The 22,681-nt window shown below is 50.8% G+C and carries 18 protein-coding genes, 2 tRNA genes and 1 pseudogene; 3 read left to right on the plus strand and 18 right to left on the minus strand.

The annotated features are described in order from the left end of the window. Window positions 1–96: 96 nt before the first annotated feature. The 11 genes and pseudogenes from HV346_RS20155 to HV346_RS20205 form a co-directional block, all read right to left on the minus strand. A complete protein-coding gene (locus tag HV346_RS20155; RefSeq protein WP_181620936.1) occupies window positions 97–2,031 on the minus strand; it encodes a DEAD/DEAH family ATP-dependent RNA helicase in 1,935 nt (644 codons plus the stop codon). After that, on the minus strand, window positions 2,024–2,104 hold the full coding sequence (gene yrbN / locus HV346_RS20160; RefSeq protein ID WP_097919743.1) for a protein YrbN: 81 nt from the start codon (window positions 2,102–2,104) through the stop codon (window positions 2,024–2,026). The genes HV346_RS20155 and yrbN overlap by 8 nt, the downstream gene beginning before the upstream one ends. Window positions 2,105–2,211: 107 nt before the next feature. Further along, window positions 2,212–3,096: a lipoprotein NlpI gene (gene nlpI / locus HV346_RS20165; RefSeq protein ID WP_181620937.1), complete on the minus strand. Its 885-nt coding sequence runs from the start codon at window positions 3,094–3,096 to the stop codon at window positions 2,212–2,214. A 50-nt stretch (window positions 3,097–3,146) separates the two neighbouring features. Beyond that, a pseudogene (pnp, locus tag HV346_RS20170) lies at window positions 3,147–5,341 on the minus strand (polyribonucleotide nucleotidyltransferase). Window positions 5,342–5,585: 244 nt separating this feature from the next. Further along, window positions 5,586–5,855 (minus strand): 30S ribosomal protein S15, encoded by a 270-nt coding sequence (gene rpsO / locus HV346_RS20175; protein WP_003861789.1) that lies wholly within the window; start codon window positions 5,853–5,855, stop codon window positions 5,586–5,588. Window positions 5,856–6,117: 262 nt separating this feature from the next. Further along, window positions 6,118–7,062: a tRNA pseudouridine(55) synthase TruB gene (gene truB / locus HV346_RS20180; RefSeq protein WP_181620939.1), complete on the minus strand. Its 945-nt coding sequence runs from the start codon at window positions 7,060–7,062 to the stop codon at window positions 6,118–6,120. Next, entirely contained in the window at window positions 7,062–7,463 is a 402-nt protein-coding gene (rbfA, locus tag HV346_RS20185; protein WP_181620940.1) for a 30S ribosome-binding factor RbfA, read from the minus strand. Before rbfA ends, truB begins: the two co-directional genes overlap by 1 nt. Before the next feature lie 103 nt (window positions 7,464–7,566). Beyond that, the gene (infB, locus tag HV346_RS20190; protein WP_181620941.1) at window positions 7,567–10,260 is read right to left on the minus strand and encodes a translation initiation factor IF-2; all 2,694 of its coding nucleotides are present in this window, start codon (window positions 10,258–10,260) and stop codon (window positions 7,567–7,569) included. Between the two features lie 24 nt (window positions 10,261–10,284). After that, window positions 10,285–11,772 (minus strand): transcription termination factor NusA, encoded by a 1,488-nt coding sequence (nusA, locus tag HV346_RS20195; RefSeq protein WP_181620942.1) that lies wholly within the window; start codon window positions 11,770–11,772, stop codon window positions 10,285–10,287. A 28-nt stretch (window positions 11,773–11,800) separates the two neighbouring features. Next, window positions 11,801–12,253 (minus strand): ribosome maturation factor RimP, encoded by a 453-nt coding sequence (gene rimP / locus HV346_RS20200; RefSeq protein WP_181620943.1) that lies wholly within the window; start codon window positions 12,251–12,253, stop codon window positions 11,801–11,803. A 207-nt stretch (window positions 12,254–12,460) separates the two neighbouring features. Beyond that, window positions 12,461–12,537: transfer RNA gene (locus HV346_RS20205), tRNA-Met, on the minus strand. A gap of 342 nt (window positions 12,538–12,879) precedes the next feature. Between HV346_RS20205 and argG the strand changes: the two genes are divergently transcribed. Further along, window positions 12,880–14,226, plus strand: a complete 1,347-nt coding sequence (gene argG, locus HV346_RS20210; protein WP_181620944.1) for an argininosuccinate synthase — start codon at window positions 12,880–12,882, stop codon at window positions 14,224–14,226. A gap of 126 nt (window positions 14,227–14,352) precedes the next feature. On the opposite strand, the gene HV346_RS20215 is transcribed toward argG, so the two are convergent. The 6 genes from HV346_RS20215 to rlmE all read right to left on the minus strand — a co-directional run bounded on the left by HV346_RS20215 (window position 14,353) and on the right by rlmE (window position 19,950). Beyond that, window positions 14,353–14,439: transfer RNA gene (locus tag HV346_RS20215), tRNA-Leu, on the minus strand. Window positions 14,440–14,452: 13 nt separating this feature from the next. Next, complete coding sequence (gene secG / locus HV346_RS20220) at window positions 14,453–14,785, minus strand: preprotein translocase subunit SecG (RefSeq protein ID WP_181620945.1); 333 nt, start codon at window positions 14,783–14,785, stop codon at window positions 14,453–14,455. Between the two features lie 224 nt (window positions 14,786–15,009). Further along, window positions 15,010–16,347, minus strand: coding sequence for a phosphoglucosamine mutase (gene glmM / locus HV346_RS20225; RefSeq protein WP_181620946.1), 1,338 nt, complete (start codon window positions 16,345–16,347; stop codon window positions 15,010–15,012). Next, complete coding sequence (folP, locus tag HV346_RS20230) at window positions 16,340–17,188, minus strand: dihydropteroate synthase (protein WP_181620947.1); 849 nt, start codon at window positions 17,186–17,188, stop codon at window positions 16,340–16,342. The genes glmM and folP overlap by 8 nt, the downstream gene beginning before the upstream one ends. Before the next feature lie 98 nt (window positions 17,189–17,286). Beyond that, on the minus strand, window positions 17,287–19,221 hold the full coding sequence (gene ftsH, locus HV346_RS20235; protein WP_181620948.1) for an ATP-dependent zinc metalloprotease FtsH: 1,935 nt from the start codon (window positions 19,219–19,221) through the stop codon (window positions 17,287–17,289). 102 nt (window positions 19,222–19,323) lie between these two features. After that, on the minus strand, window positions 19,324–19,950 hold the full coding sequence (gene rlmE, locus HV346_RS20240; RefSeq protein WP_181620949.1) for a 23S rRNA (uridine(2552)-2'-O)-methyltransferase RlmE: 627 nt from the start codon (window positions 19,948–19,950) through the stop codon (window positions 19,324–19,326). Between the two features lie 127 nt (window positions 19,951–20,077). On the opposite strand from rlmE, the gene yhbY reads away from it, so the two are divergent. Beyond that, window positions 20,078–20,371 carry a ribosome assembly RNA-binding protein YhbY gene (gene yhbY, locus HV346_RS20245; RefSeq protein ID WP_181623842.1) on the plus strand — a complete coding sequence of 98 codons (294 nt, stop codon included), beginning with the start codon at window positions 20,078–20,080 and terminating at the stop codon, window positions 20,369–20,371. A gap of 151 nt (window positions 20,372–20,522) precedes the next feature. On the opposite strand, the gene greA is transcribed toward yhbY, so the two are convergent. Beyond that, window positions 20,523–20,999 carry a transcription elongation factor GreA gene (greA, locus tag HV346_RS20250; protein WP_181620950.1) on the minus strand — a complete coding sequence of 159 codons (477 nt, stop codon included), beginning with the start codon at window positions 20,997–20,999 and terminating at the stop codon, window positions 20,523–20,525. Between the two features lie 248 nt (window positions 21,000–21,247). Here greA and dacB point away from each other — a divergent pair, with 248 nt between their 5' ends. Further along, the gene (gene dacB / locus HV346_RS20255; protein WP_181620951.1) at window positions 21,248–22,681 is read left to right on the plus strand and encodes a serine-type D-Ala-D-Ala carboxypeptidase; all 1,434 of its coding nucleotides are present in this window, start codon (window positions 21,248–21,250) and stop codon (window positions 22,679–22,681) included.

A 22,681-nucleotide genomic window follows, 5' to 3' on the forward strand; every position in this document is an offset into this window, starting at 1 on the left:
GCACTGTACCAGTACAGGAGTACAAAGGGAATAAAAAAAGCCCCGATCGCAAGTACCGGGGCTGTATATTTTACTTTACGTTATTAAACGTAAGGCTTACGCGTCACCGAAACGGCGACGGCTGGAACCTTCTTCACGACGTGGGCCACGGTTTTCACGACGTTCGCCGCTGAAGCGACCAGCACCTGGTGCAGAACCTTCACGACGAGGACCACGACCGCCTTCACGACGTTCACCGCCGCCGAAGCTACGACGCTCACCGGCAGGACGATCGCCACCACGACGCTCGCCACCACGATCAGAACGCGGCTGGGCATCGCCCATCAGCTGCATGTTCATTGGCTTGTTCAGGATGCGGGTACGAGTAAAGTGCTGCAGAACTTCGCCCGGCATGCCTTTTGGCAGCTCGATAGTGGAGTGAGTACCGAATAGCTTGATGTTACCGATGTAACGGCTGCTGATGTCACCTTCGTTAGCAATAGCACCAACAATATGACGAACTTCAACACCATCATCACGGCCCACTTCAATACGGTACAATTCCATTTCGCCAGCGTCACGACGCTCGCGACGTGGACGGTCTTCACCACCACGCTCTGGACGGTCACCACGTGGACCACGATCATTGCGGTCATTACGATCGCCACGGCGCTCGAAACGGTCGTCACGGTCACGGAACTCACGCTTAGGACGCATCGGTGCATCAGGCGGTACGATCAGAGTACGTTCACCCTGCGCCATTTTCAGCAATGCTGCAGCCAGCGTTTCGATATCCAGTTCTTCGCCTTCTGCGGTTGGCTGAATTTGCGCCAGCAGAGCACGGTACTGATCCAGATCGCTGCTTTCCAGCTGTTGCTGTACTTTAGCCGCAAATTTTTCCAGGCGACGTTTGCCCAACAGTTCTGCATTTGGCAGATCGGCCTCTGGAATGGTCAACTTCATAGTACGTTCGATATTACGCAGCAGACGACGTTCGCGGTTCTCAACGAACAGCAACGCACGACCCGCACGACCCGCACGACCGGTACGACCGATACGGTGAACGTAAGACTCAGAGTCCATTGGGATATCGTAGTTTACAACCAGGCTGATACGTTCAACGTCCAGACCACGTGCTGCCACGTCAGTTGCAATCAGGATATCCAGACGACCGTCTTTCAGACGTTCCAGAGTCTGCTCGCGCAGTGCCTGGTTCATATCGCCGTTCAGTGCTGCGCTGTTGTAGCCGCTACGTTCCAGAGCTTCAGCCACTTCCAGGGTCGCGTTTTTGGTACGAACGAAGATAATCGCCGCATCAAAATCTTCTGCTTCCAGGAAACGTACCAGCGCTTCATTTTTACGCATGCCGTAAACAGACCAGTAGCTCTGGCTGATGTCCGGGCGAGTCGTAACGCTGGACTGGATACGCACTTCCTGCGGATCTTTCATGAAACGACGGGTAATACGACGGATCGCTTCTGGCATGGTGGCAGAGAACAGAGCGGTCTGATGACCTTCCGGGATCTGCGCCATAATAGTTTCTACGTCTTCGATGAAGCCCATGCGGAGCATTTCGTCAGCTTCATCCAGCACCAGACCGCTCAGTTTAGAGAGATCCAGAGTACCACGCTTCAGGTGATCCAGCAGACGGCCCGGCGTACCGACAACAATCTGTGGGCCCTGGCGCAGGGCGCGTAACTGCACGTCATAACGCTGGCCGCCGTACAGAGCAACCACGTTCACGCCGCGCATGTGTTTAGAGAATTCAGTCATTGCTTCCGCTACCTGAACAGCCAGTTCACGGGTCGGAGCAAGTACGAGGATCTGCGGTGCACGCAGGTCCGGATCAATGTTGTTCAGCAGCGGCAGCGAGAACGCTGCAGTTTTGCCGCTACCAGTCTGGGCCATGCCCAGCACGTCACGACCAGCGAGTAAATGCGGGATGCATTCAGCCTGGATCGGAGATGGTTTTTCGTAACCCAGATCGTTAAGGGATTCAAGGATAGGAGCCTTCAGGCCCAGATCTGCAAAAGTGGTTTCGAATTCAGCCATGTAGTACAAGTGCCTCGATATTAATGGCGGCCAGTCTACATAACTCGTCGTGAAAATGATTAGCAATTTTCATTGAAAAGTGTGAACCGGCTCAAAGTAGGTGTATTGACGAACAACAACGCCCTCACCAGTGAAGGTGATGGCAATCAAAAGATTACGGGCTGATGTTTATGTCGTCAGCTATTGCTGGTCCGATTCTGCCAGGTCGTCTTGCTCCTGGCCCAAGAGCGATAATTCCAACAATGCATAACGGTGCTCAACGAAGTTGTGTACGTTGTTAGCAACCGCTAATTTGAACAGTGCCGTGGCGCTGTCCTTATCCCCCAGACTTAGGTAGTACTTACCTAAATAGAAGTTGGTTTCACTGAGATGCTCAGCGAGCGAGGTGTTATCCGTTGCGTCCGCCTTGAGGCGTTCCATCAGCGTTGCTTCGCTAATGTTGCCCAGGTAGAACTCGACAATGTTCCATCCCCACTGTTCCTTATCCGATTTCTCGAAGCGTTGTTTTAACGCATCTTTGGCCTGCTTTTCATCGAGCTTTCGCTCAGCGATGTAAAGCCACAGGCTACGGAAAGGATCATTAGGATCGTCATGATAAAACGCCAGCAGATCATCTTGCGCTAACTTATCACGACCGCCGTAATACAATGCGATACCGCGATTCAAGTGCGCGTAGTTGTAAGTTGGATCAAGCTCAAGTACAGAATCAAACGCTTCATAGGCAGCATCAAAATTGCCTGCCTGCGTTAAATATATGCCTAAGTAATTGAATACTTCTGGCATATCAGGTCGGATTGCAAGCGCTTGTGAAAAATCATTACGCGCTAATGCCCTCAGACCGAGACTATCATACAACACTCCGCGCTCATATAAAAGCTGTGCGCGTTCGTCATCGGTTAAAGCCCGACTGGCAAGAATTTGTTCCATGCGTGCCAGAATCACTTCCTGCTGCAAAGTCGGTTGCAATGGCACTGCGAGGACTTCGCTCTTACGCCAGGCAGAGTTGCTGCATCCTGCCAGCGTTAAAGCTGTCGCAACGAAACACCAGCGCAAAAAAGGCTTCATTTCCCACTCCCGAAGACAACTATTGGATGAACGTCCTGTCCCCCGGCGGCTCAACAAGGCGTCCTGCCTGATAATAAGCCCTCCGCAAAGCGGAGGGCAAATGGCAACCTTACTCGCCCTGTTCTGCGGCCGGAGCTTCCGGCGCGGCAGCAGGCTGAGACTGCTCGGTCGCTTCTTTAATGCTTAAACGAATACGGCCCTGGCGGTCAACTTCCAGAACTTTAACCGGTACTTCCTGACCCATCTGCAGGTAATCAGTCACTTTCTCAACACGCTTATCAGCGATCTGAGAGATGTGAACCAGACCTTCTTTACCACCACCGATGGCAACGAATGCACCAAAGTCAACGATACGGGTCACTTTACCGCTGTAGATACGGCCCACTTCGATTTCTGCTGTAATCTCTTCGATACGACGAATAGCAAATTTCGCTTTCTCGCCGTCGGTTGCTGCGATTTTCACAGTACCGTCATCTTCGATTTCGATAGTGGTTCCCGTTTCTTCGGTCAGAGCACGGATAACAGAACCGCCTTTACCGATAACATCTTTGATCTTATCTGGGCTGATCTTGATCGTGTGAATACGCGGTGCGAACTGAGAAATGTCACCACGTGGCGCATTGATCGCCTGTTCCATCACGCCCAGGATGTGCAGACGTGCACCTTTAGCCTGGTTCAGAGCAACCTGCATGATCTCTTTGGTGATCCCTTCAATTTTGATATCCATCTGCAGGGCAGAGATACCTTCGCGGGAACCCGCAACTTTGAAGTCCATATCACCCAGGTGATCTTCGTCGCCCAGGATGTCAGACAGAACGACAAAGTTGTCGCCTTCTTTCACCAGACCCATCGCGATACCTGCGACAGCGGCCTTGATAGGTACACCCGCATCCATCAGCGCCAGAGAAGCACCACATACGGAAGCCATAGAAGAAGAGCCGTTGGATTCGGTGATTTCAGAAACCACACGAACGGTGTACGGGAATTTGTCAGCATCCGGCATTACAGCCAGCACACCGCGCTTCGCCAGACGACCGTGACCAATCTCACGACGCTTCGGCGAACCAACCATACCGGTTTCACCTACGGAGTACGGAGGGAAGTTGTAATGGAACAGGAAGCTGTCAGTACGCTCACCCATCAGTTCATCGATGTTCTGTGCGTCACGTGCCGTACCCAGTGTTGCTGTTACCAGCGCCTGAGTTTCACCACGGGTGAACAGTGCAGAACCGTGAGTACGTGGCAGAACGCCAGTACGAACATCCAGACCACGGATCATGTCCTTTTCACGACCATCAATACGTGGTGCGCCAGACAGCACGCGACTACGAACGACATTTTTCTCGATTGCGTGCAGGATTTCGCCCAGTTCGTTAGCGTCCAGGGCTTCGTCTTCAGCTACCAGCGTGGCGATAGTTTCAGACTTGATCACGTCAACCTGAGCATAACGCTCTTGTTTGTCGGTGATGCGGTAAGCGTCACTCAAACGAGACTCAGCCAGCGCAGCAACGCGCGCGTTCAGCGCTTCGTTTACCGCTTCAGGCTGCCAGTCCCAACGTGGTTTTCCAGCTTCTTTCACCAGATCGTTGATGTTCTGAATAACAACCTGCTGCTGGTCGTGACCAAATACCACAGCGCCCAGCATCTGATCTTCACTCAGCAGTTCAGCTTCAGATTCAACCATCAGAACCGCAGCTTCAGTACCGGCAACAACCAGGTCCAGCTTGCTTTCTTTCAGCTCTTCCTGAGTTGGGTTCAGTACGTACTGGTCGTTGATATAACCCACACGAGCAGCACCAATTGGGCCGTTGAATGGAATACCGGACAGGGAAAGTGCAGCAGATGCACCAATCATAGCAACGATGTCTGGGTTAACCTGTGGGTTAACGGAAACAACGGTAGCAATAACCTGAACTTCGTTAACGAAGCCTTCCGGGAACAGCGGACGAACCGGGCGGTCAATCAGACGCGCAATCAGGGTTTCGCCTTCGCTTGGACGGCCTTCACGACGGAAGAAACCACCCGGGATTTTACCGGCAGCATAAGTACGCTCTTGGTAGTTTACGGTCAGAGGGAAGAAGTCCTGACCTGGTTTTGCTTTTTTCTGGCCAACAACGGTAACGAATACCGCAGTGTCATCCATGCTCACCATAACGGCAGCAGTAGCCTGACGTGCCATCATGCCGGTTTCCAGCGTGACGGTATGCTGACCATACTGGAATTTACGAACGATCGGATTCAGCAAAGTTCTGTCCTTTCTTAAATGTTTGACAGCACACCATTCGGTGTGCTGACGATTTTAACCCGACCTTCTTCGCATCCTCGCGACTAATGACAACCGACACCCCCATGGGTGAAGCCTCTCATTAGCCGCGCGAACCTCTGCAATGAAGATCATTTATAGCAACAATACAATAGTTTCCAGTGAATTGCTGCCGTCTGGTTGAAAAAAGGGGCCATCAGGCCCCCTTTTCTGAAACTCGCAAGACTTAGCGACGCAGACCCAGACGCTCGATCAGCGCGGTGTAGCGTGCAACATCTTTACGTTTCAGGTAGTCGAGCAGTTTACGACGCTGAGAAACCATGCGCAGCAGACCACGACGGCTGTGGTGATCTTTTTTGTGCTCTGCAAAGTGACCCTGCAGGTGGTTAATCTGTGCAGTCAGCAGTGCAACCTGAACTTCGGTAGAACCGCTGTCGTTAGTACCACGACCAAACTCAGAAACGATTTTAGCTTTAGCTTCAACGCTTAGAGACATTTTAAAACTCCAAAGTATAAAGAATGTAAGGATGCCAATCTCTAATTCAGCAATCCCAGTGTATACACTTCATCCTTCAAGCCGCCTCTGCGTCTGCTCACCTCAGTCACTTACTTGGGTAAGCTTCAGAGGATTCTCAGACTTGTCGCCTTGACGCAACTCGAATGATTTTGTGTATGCGCCCAGCAGATTGTTAAACAATTTGCCGGACGTTAAGCGGCGATATTCTACTCGTCTCCCCTGCTTACCGCAAGGCAAGCCGTTATGCAGGATATTCAACCACCAGACGACGCGGCGCTACACGACCCTCGTCATCCATTTCGCCCATGCCAATGAACGTATTGTTCTCGCCTTCCGTCACACGCACCAAGCCTTCATACGGGGTTTCAGTGGAACGAACTGGGTTACCATTTTTAAAGTAAACAGAAGACGTTAACGGCAAATTGACGACTGGAAAATCAGAGGCCGGACTGTCCATTGGCATCAGCAGCGGATCAAGCAAATCCGCTGTAGGGATCCCTTGTGCTTCAGCCTGCTCAACCAATGAGTAAAGATGCTCAAGCGTTACCATACGCTCAACCGGGTACTTACTCACGGCTAAACGACGCAAATAAATCACATGCGCACCACAACCCAGCTTTTCGCCCAGGTCATCGATGATAGTACGAATATAGGTCCCTTTCGAACAATGAACTTCCAGCTCTAGTTCATCACCTTCATGGCGAATGAAGAGCAGTTCATATACAGTGATTGGGCGAGCTTCGCGCGGAACCTCAATTCCTTGACGCGCATATTCGTAGAGTTTTTTACCCTGATACTTCAACGCCGAATACATCGACGGAACCTGCAAGGTATCGCCCCGGAAACTTTCCAATGCGGCATCAAGCTGCTCGGCACTAAACGCTATCGGGCGCTCTTCAACGACCAACCCATCAGCATCGGAGGTATCGGTACGTTGGCCAAGTTTCGCAATGACACGGTAGCGTTTATCAGAATCGAGCAGATACTGAGAAAATTTTGTCGCTTCCCCCAGACAGACAGGCAACATACCTGTTGCCAGAGGGTCCAGCGCACCGGTATGTCCGGCACGGTTAGCATTATAAATTCGTTTTACTTTTTGCAGCACGTCATTGCTGGAAGCCCCTTGAGGTTTATCCAGCAGCAACACGCCGTGCACATCGCGACCGCGACGACGAGGACGACTCATCAGTCCTCCTTGCTGTCGTCCGGGTTAACACGACGCTCATCGTCATGCTTAACCACGCTTGTCACCAGGTTGGACATGCGCATACCTTCTACCAGTGAGTTGTCATAGAAGAAAGTCAATTCCGGCACGATACGCAGACGCATCGCTTTACCAAGAAGAGAGCGGATAAATCCTGACGCTTCCTGTAATGCTTTGATGCCGTTTTTCACTGCGGCTTCGTCCTGATCGTTCAGAAACGTCACGAATACTTTGGCATAGGCCAGGTCGCGAGACATTTCAACCCCCGAAACTGTCGTCATCATGCCGACACGTGGGTCTTTAATTTCACGCTGCAGGATGAGCGCAATCTCTTTCTGCATCTCCTGCGCAACGCGCTGCGGGCGACCAAATTCTTTCGCCATAATAAATTCTCCTGACAAAAAAGGGGCTATAAGCCCCTTTTGAAATTTCTTGCCGGGTGGCGCTTCGCTAACCCGGCCTACACGTTCACTAATCCTCTTCGGATTAGTCGATGCTGCGTTGGATCTCGATGATTTCGAACACTTCGATCATATCGCCCACGCGAACGTCGTTGTAGTTCTTAACGCCGATACCACATTCCATGCCGTTACGGACTTCGTTAACATCGTCTTTGAAGCGGCGCAGGGATTCCAGCTCGCCTTCATAGATAACCACGTTATCACGAAGAACGCGGATTGGATTGTGACGCTTAATCGTACCTTCCGTCACCATACAACCTGCGATAGCACCGAATTTCGGCGATTTGAACACGTCACGTACTTCAGCCAGACCGATGATCTGCTGTTTCAGTTCCGGAGACAGCATACCGCTCATTGCCGCTTTCACTTCGTCGATCAGGTTATAGATGACGGAGTAGTAGCGCAGATCCAGGCTTTCAGCCTCAATAACTTTACGCGCAGAAGCATCAGCACGAACGTTGAAGCCAACCAGGATAGCATTGGATGCTGCTGCCAGGGTTGCGTCGGTTTCGGTGATACCACCTACGCCAGAACCGATGATCTTCACTTTAACTTCATCAGTAGACAGTTTCAGCAAGGAATCGGAGATCGCTTCCACAGAACCCTGAACATCCGCTTTCAGAACGATGTTCACTTCGTGAACTTCGCCTTCGGTCATGTTCGCAAACATATTCTCGAGTTTGGATTTCTGCTGACGAGCCAGTTTAACTTCACGGAATTTACCCTGACGATACAGTGCAACTTCACGTGCTTTCTTCTCGTCACGAACGACGGTAACTTCGTCACCCGCAGCAGGAACACCGGACAGACCCAGGATTTCTACTGGAATGGATGGACCCGCTTCCAGAACTTCCTGGCCCAGTTCGTTACGCATCGCACGAACACGACCGTATTCGAAACCACACAGTACGATATCGCCTTTGTTCAGCGTACCTTCACGAACCAGAACTGTGGCTACCGGACCACGACCTTTATCCAGGAAGGATTCGATAACTGCACCGCTCGCCATACCTTTACGGATAGCTTTCAGCTCCAGAACTTCAGCCTGCAGCAGGATGGCGTTAAGGAGGTCGTCGATACCCGTACCCGCTTTTGCAGAAACAGGGATGAACTGAGCCTCACCGCCCCACTCTTCCGGCATAACACCGTACTGAGACAGTTCGTTTTTAACGCGATCCAGATCGGCTTCTGGTTTATCGATCTTGTTCACAGCAACAACCAGCGGAACCTGCGCTGCTTTCGCATGCTGGATAGCTTCGATAGTCTGCGGCATCACGCCGTCGTCTGCTGCAACAACCAGAACAACGATATCTGTAGCCTGAGCACCACGAGCACGCATTGAGGTAAATGCGGCGTGACCTGGGGTATCCAGGAAGGTGATCATGCCATTTTCAGTTTCTACATGGTATGCACCGATATGCTGTGTAATACCACCCGCTTCACCGGAGGCTACTTTCGTAGAACGAATGTAGTCGAGCAGAGATGTTTTACCATGGTCAACGTGGCCCATGATGGTCACAACTGGTGCACGTGGCTCAGCTGCAGCGCCGGTGTCACGGTCGCTCATTACTGCTTCTTCCAGCTCGTTTTCACGACGCAGGATAACTTTATGGCCCATCTCTTCAGCAACCAGCTGTGCTGTTTCCTGATCGATAACCTGGTTGATGGTTGCCATTGCACCCAGTTTCATCATCGCTTTGATGACCTGAGAACCTTTAACTGCCATCTTGTTCGCCAAATCGCCAACGGTGATGGTTTCGCCGATGACAACATCACGGTTAACAGCCTGAACCGGCTTCTGGAAGCCCTGCTGCAGAGCGGAGCCTTTACGCTTACCGCCTTTACCGCCACGAACCGCTGCACGCGCTTCTTCGCGATCAGCTTTAGATTCAGCGTGCTTGTTGCCTTTCTTCTGAGGACGCGCAGCTTTTGAAGCTGTACGGGCACGACCACGACCACCTTCAACTTCACGGTCATTGTCGTCTTCAGCCTGGCGAGCATGCTGGGAAGTGGTTACATGATAGTCACTGGAATCTTCTGAAGGTGCTTCAGTCGTTTCAGTCCAGCCTTTCTCATTTGATTCCGCCATGCGACGAGCTTCTTCAGCTACGCGACGAGCATCTTCTTCGAGCTTGCGACGGGCTTCTTCTTCCGCTTTACGCTTCAGCTCGGCAGCTTCATTTTCACGGCGGGCTTTTTCTGCCTGGGCGGTTTTGGTCATTTCGTCTGTCTGTTGATTGCTCACTTTGTCTTTTTCCGCAGCTTCACGCTTCGCTTTATCACTTGCGTCGCGTTTCGCTTTTTCTGCGGCCTCACGTTCAGCTTTTAATTCTGCCTCACGTTTGGCGATTGCTTCCGCCTCACGCTGAGCTTGTTCTTCCGCTTCACGCTGTGCCTGCTCTTCCGCAGCGAGGCGTTCAGCCTCTTGCGGATCACGTTTTACAAAGGTGCGCGTCTTGCGGACTTCGATTTGTACCGATTTACTTTTTCCACCGGTACCTGGAATATTCAACGTGCTGCGCGTTTTACGCTGCAACGTCAGCTTGTCAGGCGTAGAACCGTGTTCACGGTTCAAATGCGCTAACAGCGTTTGTTTCTCGTGCGCAGTCACCGAGTCATCAGCGGACTTCGGGATCCCTGCATCAGCAAATTGCTGTACCAGGCGGTCCACGGAGGTCTGAATCTCGGCAGCCAGCGATTTTACAGTTACATCAGTCATGCTGTTCCTTCCTGCTACAGTTTATTACGCTTCGTCGCCGAACCAGCAAATATTACGTGCGGCCATGATGAGTTCGCCGGCTTTCTCGTCGGTTAAACCTTCGATATCAGCCAGGTCATCAACGCCTTGCTCAGCGAGATCTTCCAGCGTACAAACACCACGGGCAGCCAGCTTGAACGCAATCGCACGATCAAGACCTTCCAGATTCAGCAGGTCATCAGCCGGCTTGTTATCACCTAGGCTTTCTTCCTGAGCCAGTGCCAGGGTGGTCAGTGCGTTTTTAGCGCGTTCACGCAGGGCTTCAACGGTGGATTCATCCAGACCGTCAATTTCCAGCAGCTCTTTCATTGGCACATAGGCCAGTTCTTCCAGCGTAGAGAAGCCTTCTTCGACCAGGACAGTGGCGAAATCTTCGTCAATATCCAGGTATTTCGTGAAGGTATCAATTGCCGCATGGGCTTCAGCCTGATGCTTAGCCTGCAGGTCATCAACCGTCATTACGTTGAGTTCCCAGCCACTCAGTTGCGAAGCCAGACGAACGTTCTGACCGTTACGACCGATAGCCTGTGCAAGGTTACCAGCTTCAACGGCGATATCCATGGTGTGCTTATCTTCGTCTACCACGATGGACGCAACATCTGCCGGAGCCATCGCATTGATCACGAACTGCGCCGGATTATCATCCCACAGAACAATATCGATACGCTCGCCGCCCAGCTCTGTAGAAACAGCCTGAACACGCGCACCACGCATGCCGACACAAGCACCTACTGGATCGATACGTTTGTCATTGGTTTTCACAGCGATTTTCGCACGAGAACCAGGATCACGAGCCGCAGCTTTAATTTCGATTACTTCTTCGCCGATTTCTGGCACTTCGATACGGAACAGTTCAACCAGCATTTCTGGTTTAGAACGGGTCACGAACAGCTGTGCACCACGAGCTTCCGGACGGACGGCATACAGAACACCACGGATACGGTCGCCTGGACGGAAGTTTTCACGTGGCAACATATCTTCACGCAGGATAACCGCTTCAGCGTTGCTACCCAGATCCAGAGAGATATTGTCACGGTTAACTTTTTTCACCACACCAGTGATGATTTCGCCTTCATGCTCACGGAACTGATCGACAACCATAGCTCGTTCAGCTTCACGTACTTTCTGTACGATAACCTGTTTTGCCGTTTGGGTCGTGATACGGTCGAAAGTGACAGATTCAATCTGATCTTCAACATACTCACCGACATTCAGGCTTTCGTCTTCAAAACGCGCCGCTTCCAGCGTGATTTCTTTGGTCGGTTGAGTCACTTCTTCAACAATCACCCAACGACGGAAAGTATCGAAGTCACCGCTTCTACGATCGATTTCTACGCGAACATCGATCTCTTGTTCATATTTTTTCTTGGTTGCTGTAGCCAGTGCACTTTCCAGCGCTTCGAAAATCTTCTCACGCGGCAGTGATTTCTCGTTGGAGACGGCTTCAACAACAGCCAAAATTTCTTTGTTCATCGCGGGCTTTTCACCTCAATCCAGACTGTTAAAAGTGGGGAACCAGGTTCGCCTTCTGGATATTACTCAGCGCGAACACTTCATCTTTGCCTTCGACTGTTACTGTGATCATCTCACCATCAACGGCCTTGATTATACCCTGCCATTTACGGCGGTTCTGTACAGCCATACGCAGAACAACTGCCACTTCTTCCCCGGTATAGCGGGTGTAGTGTTCAGCAGTGAACATAGGGCGATCGAGGCCAGGCGAGGAAACTTCCAGGTTATACGCAACAGTAATAGGATCTTCAACGTCAAGAACCGCACTAACCTGGTGGCTAACATCAGCACAATCATCAACATTGATGCCATCTTCACTATCAATGTAGATGCGCAGCGTGGATGTACGGCTGCGAATAAATTCGATGCCGACCAGTTCGTAGCCCAGTGCTTCGACTGGTGCTGTAATCATCTCTGTTAATTTTTGCTCTAATGTGGACAAGCCCACCCCCAAGACATAAAAAAAGGGCATAAAGCCCAGTTATTCTGTAGTCAGATAACAAAAAACCCCGATAAATCGGGGCTTTAGATAACTGAACCCTATAGCCGCAACTGCGGCCTGGAGCACTTTCCGAAAGAATTTTTTCAAATCCAGCTACGAAGGCGCTAAGTCTTCACAGTATATTTGAAAAAGAACTTTATAGGAAAATGGTTGCGGGGGCCGGATTTGAACCGACGACCTTCGGGTTATGAGCCCGACGAGCTACCAGGCTGCTCCACCCCGCGCCTGAAACGTGGCAGATTCTACGCGTTTTAGGTAGAAAATGCAAATAATGCTGGGATTTGGTACCGAAGACGGGACGTAAAACCGGCGCTCAGTATATTGATAGTTGACCCTGACTGTCAACCCTGTGAACTATGCGCTTTGTTGAATACACCAACGCACACTATTCTGTTCTGACACTACTGCGCCAACTGGCTTGCCGTGAGGGAAATTTTTACAAAAAACACACGAATGTCTTCCGGTCATCGGCAAAAGATGATTAAATGAAAACTCACTTATTTTGCATAAAAATGCAATAAGCGCGAAAGTGGTCTCTCTCAGTCAATCAAGCAGGGTTTTATTTTATGACGACGATTCTCAAGCATCTTCCAGCAGGTCAACGTATAGGCATCGCCTTTTCCGGTGGACTAGATACCAGCGCTGCACTGCTGTGGATGCGCCAAAAGGGAGCGGTTCCTTATGCATATACAGCGAACCTGGGTCAGCCAGATGAGGACGATTATGATGCGATTCCTCGTCGTGCCATGGAATATGGTGCAGAGAACGCACGTCTGATTGACTGCCGTAAACAACTGGTGGCTGAAGGTATTGCGGCTATCCAGTGCGGTGCATTCCATAACACGACCGGCGGCCTCACCTATTTTAACACCACGCCTTTGGGTCGTGCTGTTACCGGTACAATGCTGGTTGCAGCAATGAAAGACGATGGAGTTAACATCTGGGGCGATGGCAGCACCTATAAGGGCAACGATATTGAACGTTTTTATCGTTATGGCCTGCTGACCAATGCCGAACTGCAGATTTACAAGCCGTGGCTGGATACTGACTTCATCGACGAGCTGGGTGGCCGTCATGAAATGTCTGAGTTCATGATCGCCTGCGGTTTTGATTACAAAATGTCAGTGGAAAAAGCTTATTCCACCGACTCCAACATGCTGGGTGCAACACACGAAGCAAAAGATCTCGAATTCCTTAACTCCTGCGTGAAGATCGTTAACCCGATCATGGGTGTGAAATTCTGGGATGAAGACGTCAAAATCCCGGCAGAAGAAGTGACTGTACGTTTTGAACGTGGCCATCCGGTTGCCCTGAACGGCAAAACCTTCTCCGATGATGTAGAGCTAATGCTGGAAGCTAACCGTATCGGTGGTCGTCACGGTCTGGGTATGAGCGATCAGATTGAGAACCGTATTATCGAAGCAAAAAGCCGTGGCATCTATGAAGCTCCGGGGATGGCGCTGCTGCATATCGCTTACGAGCGTTTACTGACGGGTATTCATAACGAAGATACTATCGAACAGTATCACTCCCATGGCCGCCAGTTGGGTAAACTGCTGTATCAGGGCCGCTGGTTTGATCCGCAGGCACTGATGTTGCGTGATGCTCTGCAACGTTGGGTTGCAAGTGCAATCACGGGTGAAGTCACACTGGAACTGCGTCGTGGTAACGACTACTCCATTCTGAATACTGTATCAGACAATCTGACTTACAAAGCAGAGCGTCTGACCATGGAGAAAGGTGAGTCTGTGTTCTCTCCTGACGATCGTATTGGTCAATTGACCATGCGTAATCTGGACATTACCGATACCCGCGAGAAGCTGTTCAACTATATTGAAACAGGTCTGCTTTCCGCTAGCTCCGGTAACGGTCTGCCGCAGGTCGAAAATCTGGAACACAGCGATAAGAAATAATCGCTAAGACAGAATGCAAAAAGCACCTTCGGGTGCTTTTTTTGTTAACGGCCAAGGAGAACCGATCCATGTACCTTTCTTCAGACGAAAAAAAAGACATCTTTCGATGTCTCTTTTTCGGAATATTGGTACCGAGGACGGGACTTGAACCCGTAAGCCCAATCGGGCACTACCACCTCAAGGTAGCGTGTCTACCAATTCCACCACCTCGGCACAGATACAACTTTTAGTGCGGGATATCGCTGGTCGGCTTAGCCGGTTCAGCTGGCTGAGTCTGCTCAGTTTTAGACGGAGCATTCAGATTTTCCCACTCGCTTCCTTTACTGGTCTTGTTGCTGTTGATATTGCCCAGCGCCAGACTGATGATGAAGAACAGCGTAGCCAGAATCGCCGTTGTGCGGGTCATGAAGTTCGCAGAACCACTTGAACCAAACAGCGTACCAGAAGCGCCTGCTCCGAAGGAGGCTCCCATATCAGCGCCTTTACCTTGCTGCAGCATAATCAGCGCTACAAGAGCGATGGCTACAATAAGGAAAACAACCAAAAGAGCTTCGTACATAATCAACCTGTTCCTTGCGGATTTGCCGCATACCAATGCTTCGACCAATTTAGCAGGATTTTTGTTTCCCACTGAAGCGGGTGTGAATACTAACCAAAGCGCATGACCCACGCAAGCGCAATTTTGATGCATTGTATCAAGTGAGGAAAAAAACAGCAAAAAGTGATTATTTGCTCAAAACAAAGGCGGCAAGCGCCGCCTTTTTAAACACTTACAGTGCAACGTTATGCAGCTTTCACCGCATCTGCAATACGATGCGCAAATTCATTGACCTGCGTTTCGTCTTCACCTTCCACCATGACACGGATTAGCGGTTCAGTTCCTGACTTACGCAGAAGGACGCGCCCACGATTACCCAGTGACGCTTCGACTTCTGCCATCACCGCTTTCACATTCTCATTCTCCAGCGGATCGCCGTGACCTGCAGTGAATCGAACGTTGACCAAAATCTGTGGGAACATTTTCATTCCACTGCACAGGTCATGCAGGCTCATATGATTACGCACCATCGCTGCAACCACCTGAAGCCCAGCCACAATCCCATCACCAGTGGTGGTTTTATCAAGCAGGATCACATGACCAGAGTTTTCAGCACCAATACGCCAGCCTTTCTCCTGGAGTTTTTCCAGTACGTAGCGGTCACCTACTTTTGCACGTGCAAACGGTATGCCTAGCTGTTTCAGCGCCAGTTCAAGCCCCATGTTGCTCATCAGGGTCCCAACAGCACCACCACGCAGTTGCCCCTGACGAAGGCCTTCACGGGCAATGATATACAGGATCTGATCGCCATCGACCTTGTTGCCTTCATGATCAACCATGATGACACGGTCACCATCACCATCCAGGGCAATCCCCAAATCGGCTTTTTCAGCAAGGACACGCGCCTGCAGGGCACGAACGTCCGTCGCCCCCACTTCTTCGTTGATATTCAGACCATCAGGCTCGCAGCCAATGGTGATGACCTTCGCACCCAGCTCGCGGAAAACATTCGGTGCAATGTGGTAGGTCGCACCATTAGCGCAGTCCACCACAATCTTCAGATGAGCCAGGCTTAATTCGTTAGGGAATGTCCCTTTGCAAAATTCGATGTAACGACCAGCAGCATCAACAATACGGCTGGCTTTACCCAGTTCCGCTGAGTCTACACAGGTAATCTCTTTTTCCATTTCAGCTTCAATGGCCTCTTCGACTTCATCCGGCAGCTTAGTGCCGTCAATGGAGAAGAACTTGATACCATTATCATAAAATGGGTTATGGGATGCTGAGATCACAATCCCTGCTTCCGCACGAAAAGCACGCGTCAGATAAGCCACTGCGGGTGTTGGCATTGGGCCAGTGAAAGAGGCTGACAGCCCGGCAGCGGCAAGACCCGCTTCCAGCGCTGACTCCAGCATATAGCCCGAAATGCGGGTGTCTTTGCCAATGATGATTTTACGGGAGCCGTGGCGCGCCAGCACCTTCCCCGCAGCCCAACCCAGCTTCAGGACAAAATCTGGAGTGATTGGTGTATCGCCCACACGACCACGGATACCATCAGTGCCAAAATATTTACGATTACTCATAGCGTTTGTTTTCCTTCGCTGCCAGTGTAGCTTCAACCACACGCATGGCTTCTACTGTCTCTTTAACGTCGTGGACACGAATAATGTGCGCACCTTGCATTGCCGCAATCACCGCGCAAGCCAGACTGCCACTCAGGCGTTCACTTGGCCCAACATTCAATAATTGCCCTACCATCGACTTTCTCGACATGCCCACCAAGAGGGGCAAGTCAAAATGGTGAAATTCGGATAAACGAGCAAGTAGCGCGTAATTATGCGACAGATTTTTACCGAAACCGAACCCTGGGTCGAGCAGCAATTTCTCTTTTGCGATACCCGCACGTTCACAACGGTCGATTTGCTCAATAAAGTAGCGATTCACATCGGCATAAACATCGTCATATTTTGGGGCTTCCTGCATGGTTTTTGGCTGCCCCTGCATGTGCATCAGACACACAGGTAAACCTGTTTCGGCGGCAGCGTTCAGCGCCCCCGGTTCAGTCAGCGAGCGAATATCATTAATAATGTGGACGCCAGCTCGCGCCGATTCGCGGATAACGTCTGGTTTTGAGGTATCGACAGAAATCCATACCTCAAAACGCTGAGCAATAGCTTCGACGACAGGGATAACGCGGGCCAGTTCCTCTTCGACGGAGACGTCTGCAGCACCAGGACGAGTCGACTCCCCACCGATGTCAATGATTGTCGCGCCCGCGTTAATCATCAGATTCGCGTGTTTAACGGCCTCAATCAACGTGTTATGCGTTCCGCCATCAGAAAAGGAGTCAGGCGTAACGTTCAGGATCCCCATCACATGTGGATGTGAGAGATCGAGAAACGAATCCTGGGCATAAAGTTTCATGGCTAAATCCCTGTTATTTTTATGGTTAAACGAATAAGAAAAACCCCGGAGCAAGCTCCAGGGTTTCAGGCGAAGATATCATCATCTACAGCAGTGACTTACTTGTCATCCAACTGTTCTGACATGGTATTACCCGGGTTCGGCGTACGAGGTTCATCAACCGGACGCGGCGCACGCGGAGTGCCATTATTGTCAGAATTATTGGACGTACCTGGATCTTCCCAGCCCGCTGGCGGACGCACTTCACGGCGAGCCATCAGGTCATCAATCTGAGGAGCATCAATAGTCTCATATTTCATGAGCGCATCTTTCATTGAGTGAAGAATATCCAGATTGTCGTTCAGAATCTCACGAGCACGGCCATAGTTACGTTCAACCAGTAATTTTACTTCCTGGTCGATGATACGTGCTGTCTCATCAGACATGTGTTTTGCCTTCGCGACAGAACGGCCCAGGAATACTTCACCCTCTTCCTCTGCATACAGCAGTGGACCAAGTTTGTCGGAGAAGCCCCACTGAGTCACCATGTTACGCGCCAGGTTAGTCGCAACTTTAATATCGTTAGACGCACCGGTAGAAACATGTTCTACGCCGTAGATAATCTCTTCTGCCAGACGACCGCCATACAACGTTGAAATCTGACTTTCCAGTTTCTGACGACTTGCACTGATTGCATCACCTTCCGGAAGGAAGAATGTGACACCCAGAGCACGACCACGAGGGATGATCGTCACTTTATGCACCGGATCGTGTTCCGGAACCAGACGACCAATGATCGCGTGACCTGCTTCGTGGTACGCCGTAGATTCTTTCTGCGCTTCCGTCATCACCATGGAGCGACGTTCCGCACCCATCATGATTTTGTCTTTCGCTTTCTCGAACTCCACCATGGAGACCACACGCTTGTTACCACGAGCCGCAAACAGTGCTGCTTCGTTGACAAGGTTAGCCAGATCCGCGCCGGAGAAGCCCGGAGTACCACGCGCAATGATTGCCGCGTCAATGTCTGGGGCCAGTGGTACACGACGCATATGAACTTTCAGGATCTGTTCACGGCCACGCACATCTGGCAGACCAACCACAACCTGGCGGTCGAAACGGCCTGGACGCAGCAGCGCTGGGTCAAGTACGTCAGGACGGTTAGTCGCGGCGATAACGATAATACCCTCGTTACCTTCGAAACCATCCATCTCAACCAGCATCTGGTTCAGTGTCTGTTCACGTTCATCGTGACCGCCACCCAAACCTGCGCCACGCTGGCGGCCTACGGCGTCGATTTCATCGATAAAGATAATACAAGGGGCTGCTTTCTTGGCCTGTTCGAACATGTCACGCACACGAGATGCGCCGACACCCACGAACATTTCAACGAAATCAGAACCCGAAATAGTAAAGAACGGAACTTTAGCTTCACCCGCGATGGCTTTCGCCAACAGCGTTTTACCGGTCCCTGGAGGCCCCACCATCAGGACACCTTTCGGGATTTTGCCGCCCAGCTTCTGGAAACGACTTGGCTCACGCAGGTATTCAACCAACTCACCCACTTCTTCTTTTGCTTCGTCACAACCCGCGACATCCGCAAATGTGGTCTTGATCTGGTCTTCCGTCAGCATGCGCGCCTTACTTTTACCGAACGACATGGCACCTTTGCCACCTCCGCCCTGCATTTGGCGCATGAAGAAGATCCAGACGCCAATAAGAAGCAGCATCGGGAACCAGGATATGAAGATCGAAGCCAGCAAGCTCGGTTCTTCCGGCGGCTCACCTACCACCTTGACGTTTTTAGTCAGAAGGTTATCAAGCAGCTTAGGATCGTTCACCGGGATGTAAGTCGTGTAACGGTTACTATCTTTCTTGGTAACGTTGATCTCACGTCCGTTGATACGCGCTTCGCGAACCTGGTCCTGATTGACCTCTTGCAGGAAGGTAGAATAATCCACCTTGCGGCCATTCGACTCGCTGGGCCCAAAGCTCTGGAATACTGACATCAGCACAACGGCAATGACCAGCCAGAGAATTAGGTTTTTCGCCATGTCACTCAAGGGATTAACCTCACATTACAACTGTGTTAAAAACAGCGTCAGGATACTCTATATCCAGTTTCATTCAAACTTTCGCCTGAAATCTACCGGTTATCATTTTCGCCCGGACGCTACAATATACACTTCACGAGAACGCGCTCGGGAAGAGTCCGGCTTACGAACTTTCACCTTCGCAAACAGGGAGCGAATTTCCTTCAGATACTCCTCGAAACCTTCGCCTTGAAACACCTTCACAACAAAACTACCACCAGGCGCTAGTACATCACGACACATTTCTAACGCTAGCTCCACCAAATACATGGCGCGGGGGATATCCACCGCCGGTGTTCCACACATATTTGGTGCCATATCTGACATGACAACCTGGACCTTACTATCACCTACGCGTTCAAGTAACGCTTTCAGCACTAATTCATCACGAAAATCGCCCTGAAGGAAGTCCACACCAACGATTGGATCCATCGGTAAAAGATCGCATGCGATGATTCGTCCCGTTCCACCGATCTGCGTTACAGCATACTGAGACCATCCTCCGGGTGCTGCACCGAGGTCGACAACGGTCATTCCCGGTTTAAAAAGTTTGTCACTTTGCTGTATTTCATCAAGTTTAAACCAGGCGCGGGAACGTAACCCCTTTTTCTGCGCCTGGAGAACATATTTATCGCTAAAGTGTTCCTGGAGCCAGCGGCTGGAGCTGGCAGAACGCTTTTTACCTGTCATTTAACATTTCCGTCCTGGTTCATCGTAACGTGCCTGTGACGTAAATTTCTACGCAGCTATTTGGCGATATAAGGGAGATGGCGGTAGAATGAACCGTTTTCAATCCCAACGTAAGCAAAAATATACGATGAATCTGAGTACTAAACAAAAACAGCACCTTAAAGGTCTGGCACATCCGCTCAAGCCTGTAGTTATGCTTGGCAACAATGGTTTGACCGAAGGGGTGCTTGCCGAGATTGAACAAGCGCTGGAACACCACGAGCTGATCAAGGTGAAAATCGCCTCTGAAGACAGAGACACTAAAACCCTGATCGTGGAAGCCATCGTGCGCGAAACCGGTTCCTGTAACGTACAGGTCATCGGTAAAACGCTGGTGCTCTATCGCCCGTCTAAAGAGCGTAAAATCTCGCTGCCACGCTAAGAATATCCTGAATCGAACACATTATCTGTGTAAAACGAGGGATTTCTGTTAGCAGGTGAGCAAAATGCCATGCTCTTTGAGTTGATAAAAGGCCGCTATGCGGCCTTTTTCCTTTCTTTACAATGTATCAACATCTTAGTAGAGATGCGAATTACAGGTACTCAACCTTGATAATTTCGTACTCTACTTCGCCACCCGGTGTACGGATAACGACAACATCATCTTGCTCTTTACCAATCAAACCACGAGCAATAGGTGAGTTCACAGAAATTAAATTCTGCTTAAAATCTGCCTCGTCGTCACCCACGATGCGGTAAGTCTGCTCTTCATCATTATCCAGGTTCAACACCTTCACAGTGGAACCAAAGATCACGCGGCCATTGTTCGGTATCTTAGTGATGTCGATGACCTGTGCATTAGACAATTTAGCTTCGATATCTTTGATCCGACCTTCGCAGAATCCTTGCTGCTCACGCGCGGCGTGATATTCCGCATTCTCTTTCAAATCGCCATGCTCACGCGCGTCTGCGATAGCAGCGATAATTTCAGGGCGACGGACGGATTTCAGAAAATCCAGCTCTTCGCGTAGTTTTTCAGCACCACGTAAGGTCATCGGAATAGCTTGCATTGTTATACCTCTTAAACATTCCTGTTGGGGGAAGCGTCACCTACCCCGGCCCCTGTACTCATGTCTATCAATGCCATGAGTGAGCCAGAAGCAAAAAGAAAACCGACCCGGAAGCAAAGCCCCAGGCCAGCAGCAATTTTTCATTTTGATAAGTATTTTACCCTGAAGTTCACTATGGGTCATCGTTTACTTTGCAGGGGGTTGCGCCGTAGTATGGCGGTTTGTTTCCGGGTTGTTAGCGCGAGATTATGCGATTTTCCAGATTTATCATCGGATTGACTGCCAGTATAACGTTCACCGCTCAGGCCGCGAATGTTGATGAATACATTAATCAGTTGCCAGCTGGGGCTAACCTTGCACTGGTTGTACAAAAAATCGGGGCACAAGCACCCGAGATAGACTATCACAGCCAGCAAATGGCGCTGCCTGCCAGTACCCAGAAAGTGATCACTGCACTTGCTGCACTGCTCCAGTTGGGGCCGGATTTTCGTTTTACCACTACGCTAGAGAGCAAAGGTAACGTTAATGACGGCGTACTGAAAGGCGATCTTATCGCCCGGTTTGGCGGCGATCCAACCTTTAAACGCCAGGATATCCGCAATATGGTTGCGGTATTGAAAAAATCGGGCATTCAGAAAATCGACGGTAATGTGCTGATCGACACGTCGATTTTTGCCAGCCATGATAAAGCACCGGGCTGGCCATGGAACGACATGACACAGTGTTTTAGCGCACCGCCGGCAGCGGCGATTGTCGACCGCAACTGCTTCTCTGTTTCGCTCTATAGCGCCCAAAAACCGGATGATCTCGCATTCATTCGGGTCGCGTCCTATTACCCGGTCACCATGTTCAGCCAGGTTCGCACCCTGGCAAAAGGCTCACCGGATGCACAGTATTGCGAGCTGGATGTCGTACCTGGCGACCTTAATCGCTTTACGCTCACTGGCTGCCTGACACAGCGTACCGATCCGCTGCCCCTGGCATTCGCTATTCAGGACGGTGCGAGCTACGCTGGCGCAATCCTTAAAGACGAACTGAAACAAGCTGGCATAACCTACTCGGGCACGCTTTTGCGTCAGACTCAGGCCAATCAACCCGGTACAGTCATCGCCAGCAAGCAGTCTGCACCTCTGCATGACCTGCTTAAGATTATGCTGAAAAAATCGGACAACATGATTGCCGATACTGTCTTTCGTATGATTGGACATGCACGTTTCGGCGTGCCTGGAACATGGCGAGCGGGATCCGATGCCGTACGTCAGATCCTGCGTCAGCAGGCCGGGATCGACCTTGGCAATACGATTGCCGTCGATGGTTCAGGGTTATCGCGCCATAATTTGATTTCCCCGGCAACAATGATGCAAGTTCTTCAGTACATTGCTCAACACGACACTGAGCTAAACTTTATCTCAATGCTGCCTCTTGCCGGGTACGACGGCTCACTCCAGTACCGCGCAGGTCTTCATGCTGCGGGTGTAGATGGTAAAGTCTCAGCGAAAACAGGTTCACTGCAAGGGGTGTACAACCTTGCAGGCTTTATCACTACTGCCAGCGGCCAACGCATGGCTTTTGTGCAGTATCTTTCCGGCTATGCCGTCGAACCGACAGACCAGCGAAATCGTCGTATCCCACTGGTACGCTTCGAGAGCAGGCTCTATAAGGACATCTACCAGAATAACTAG

The organism is Enterobacter sp. RHBSTW-00994 (genome assembly GCF_013782625.1).
Classification (GTDB): Bacteria; Pseudomonadota; Gammaproteobacteria; order Enterobacterales; family Enterobacteriaceae; genus Enterobacter.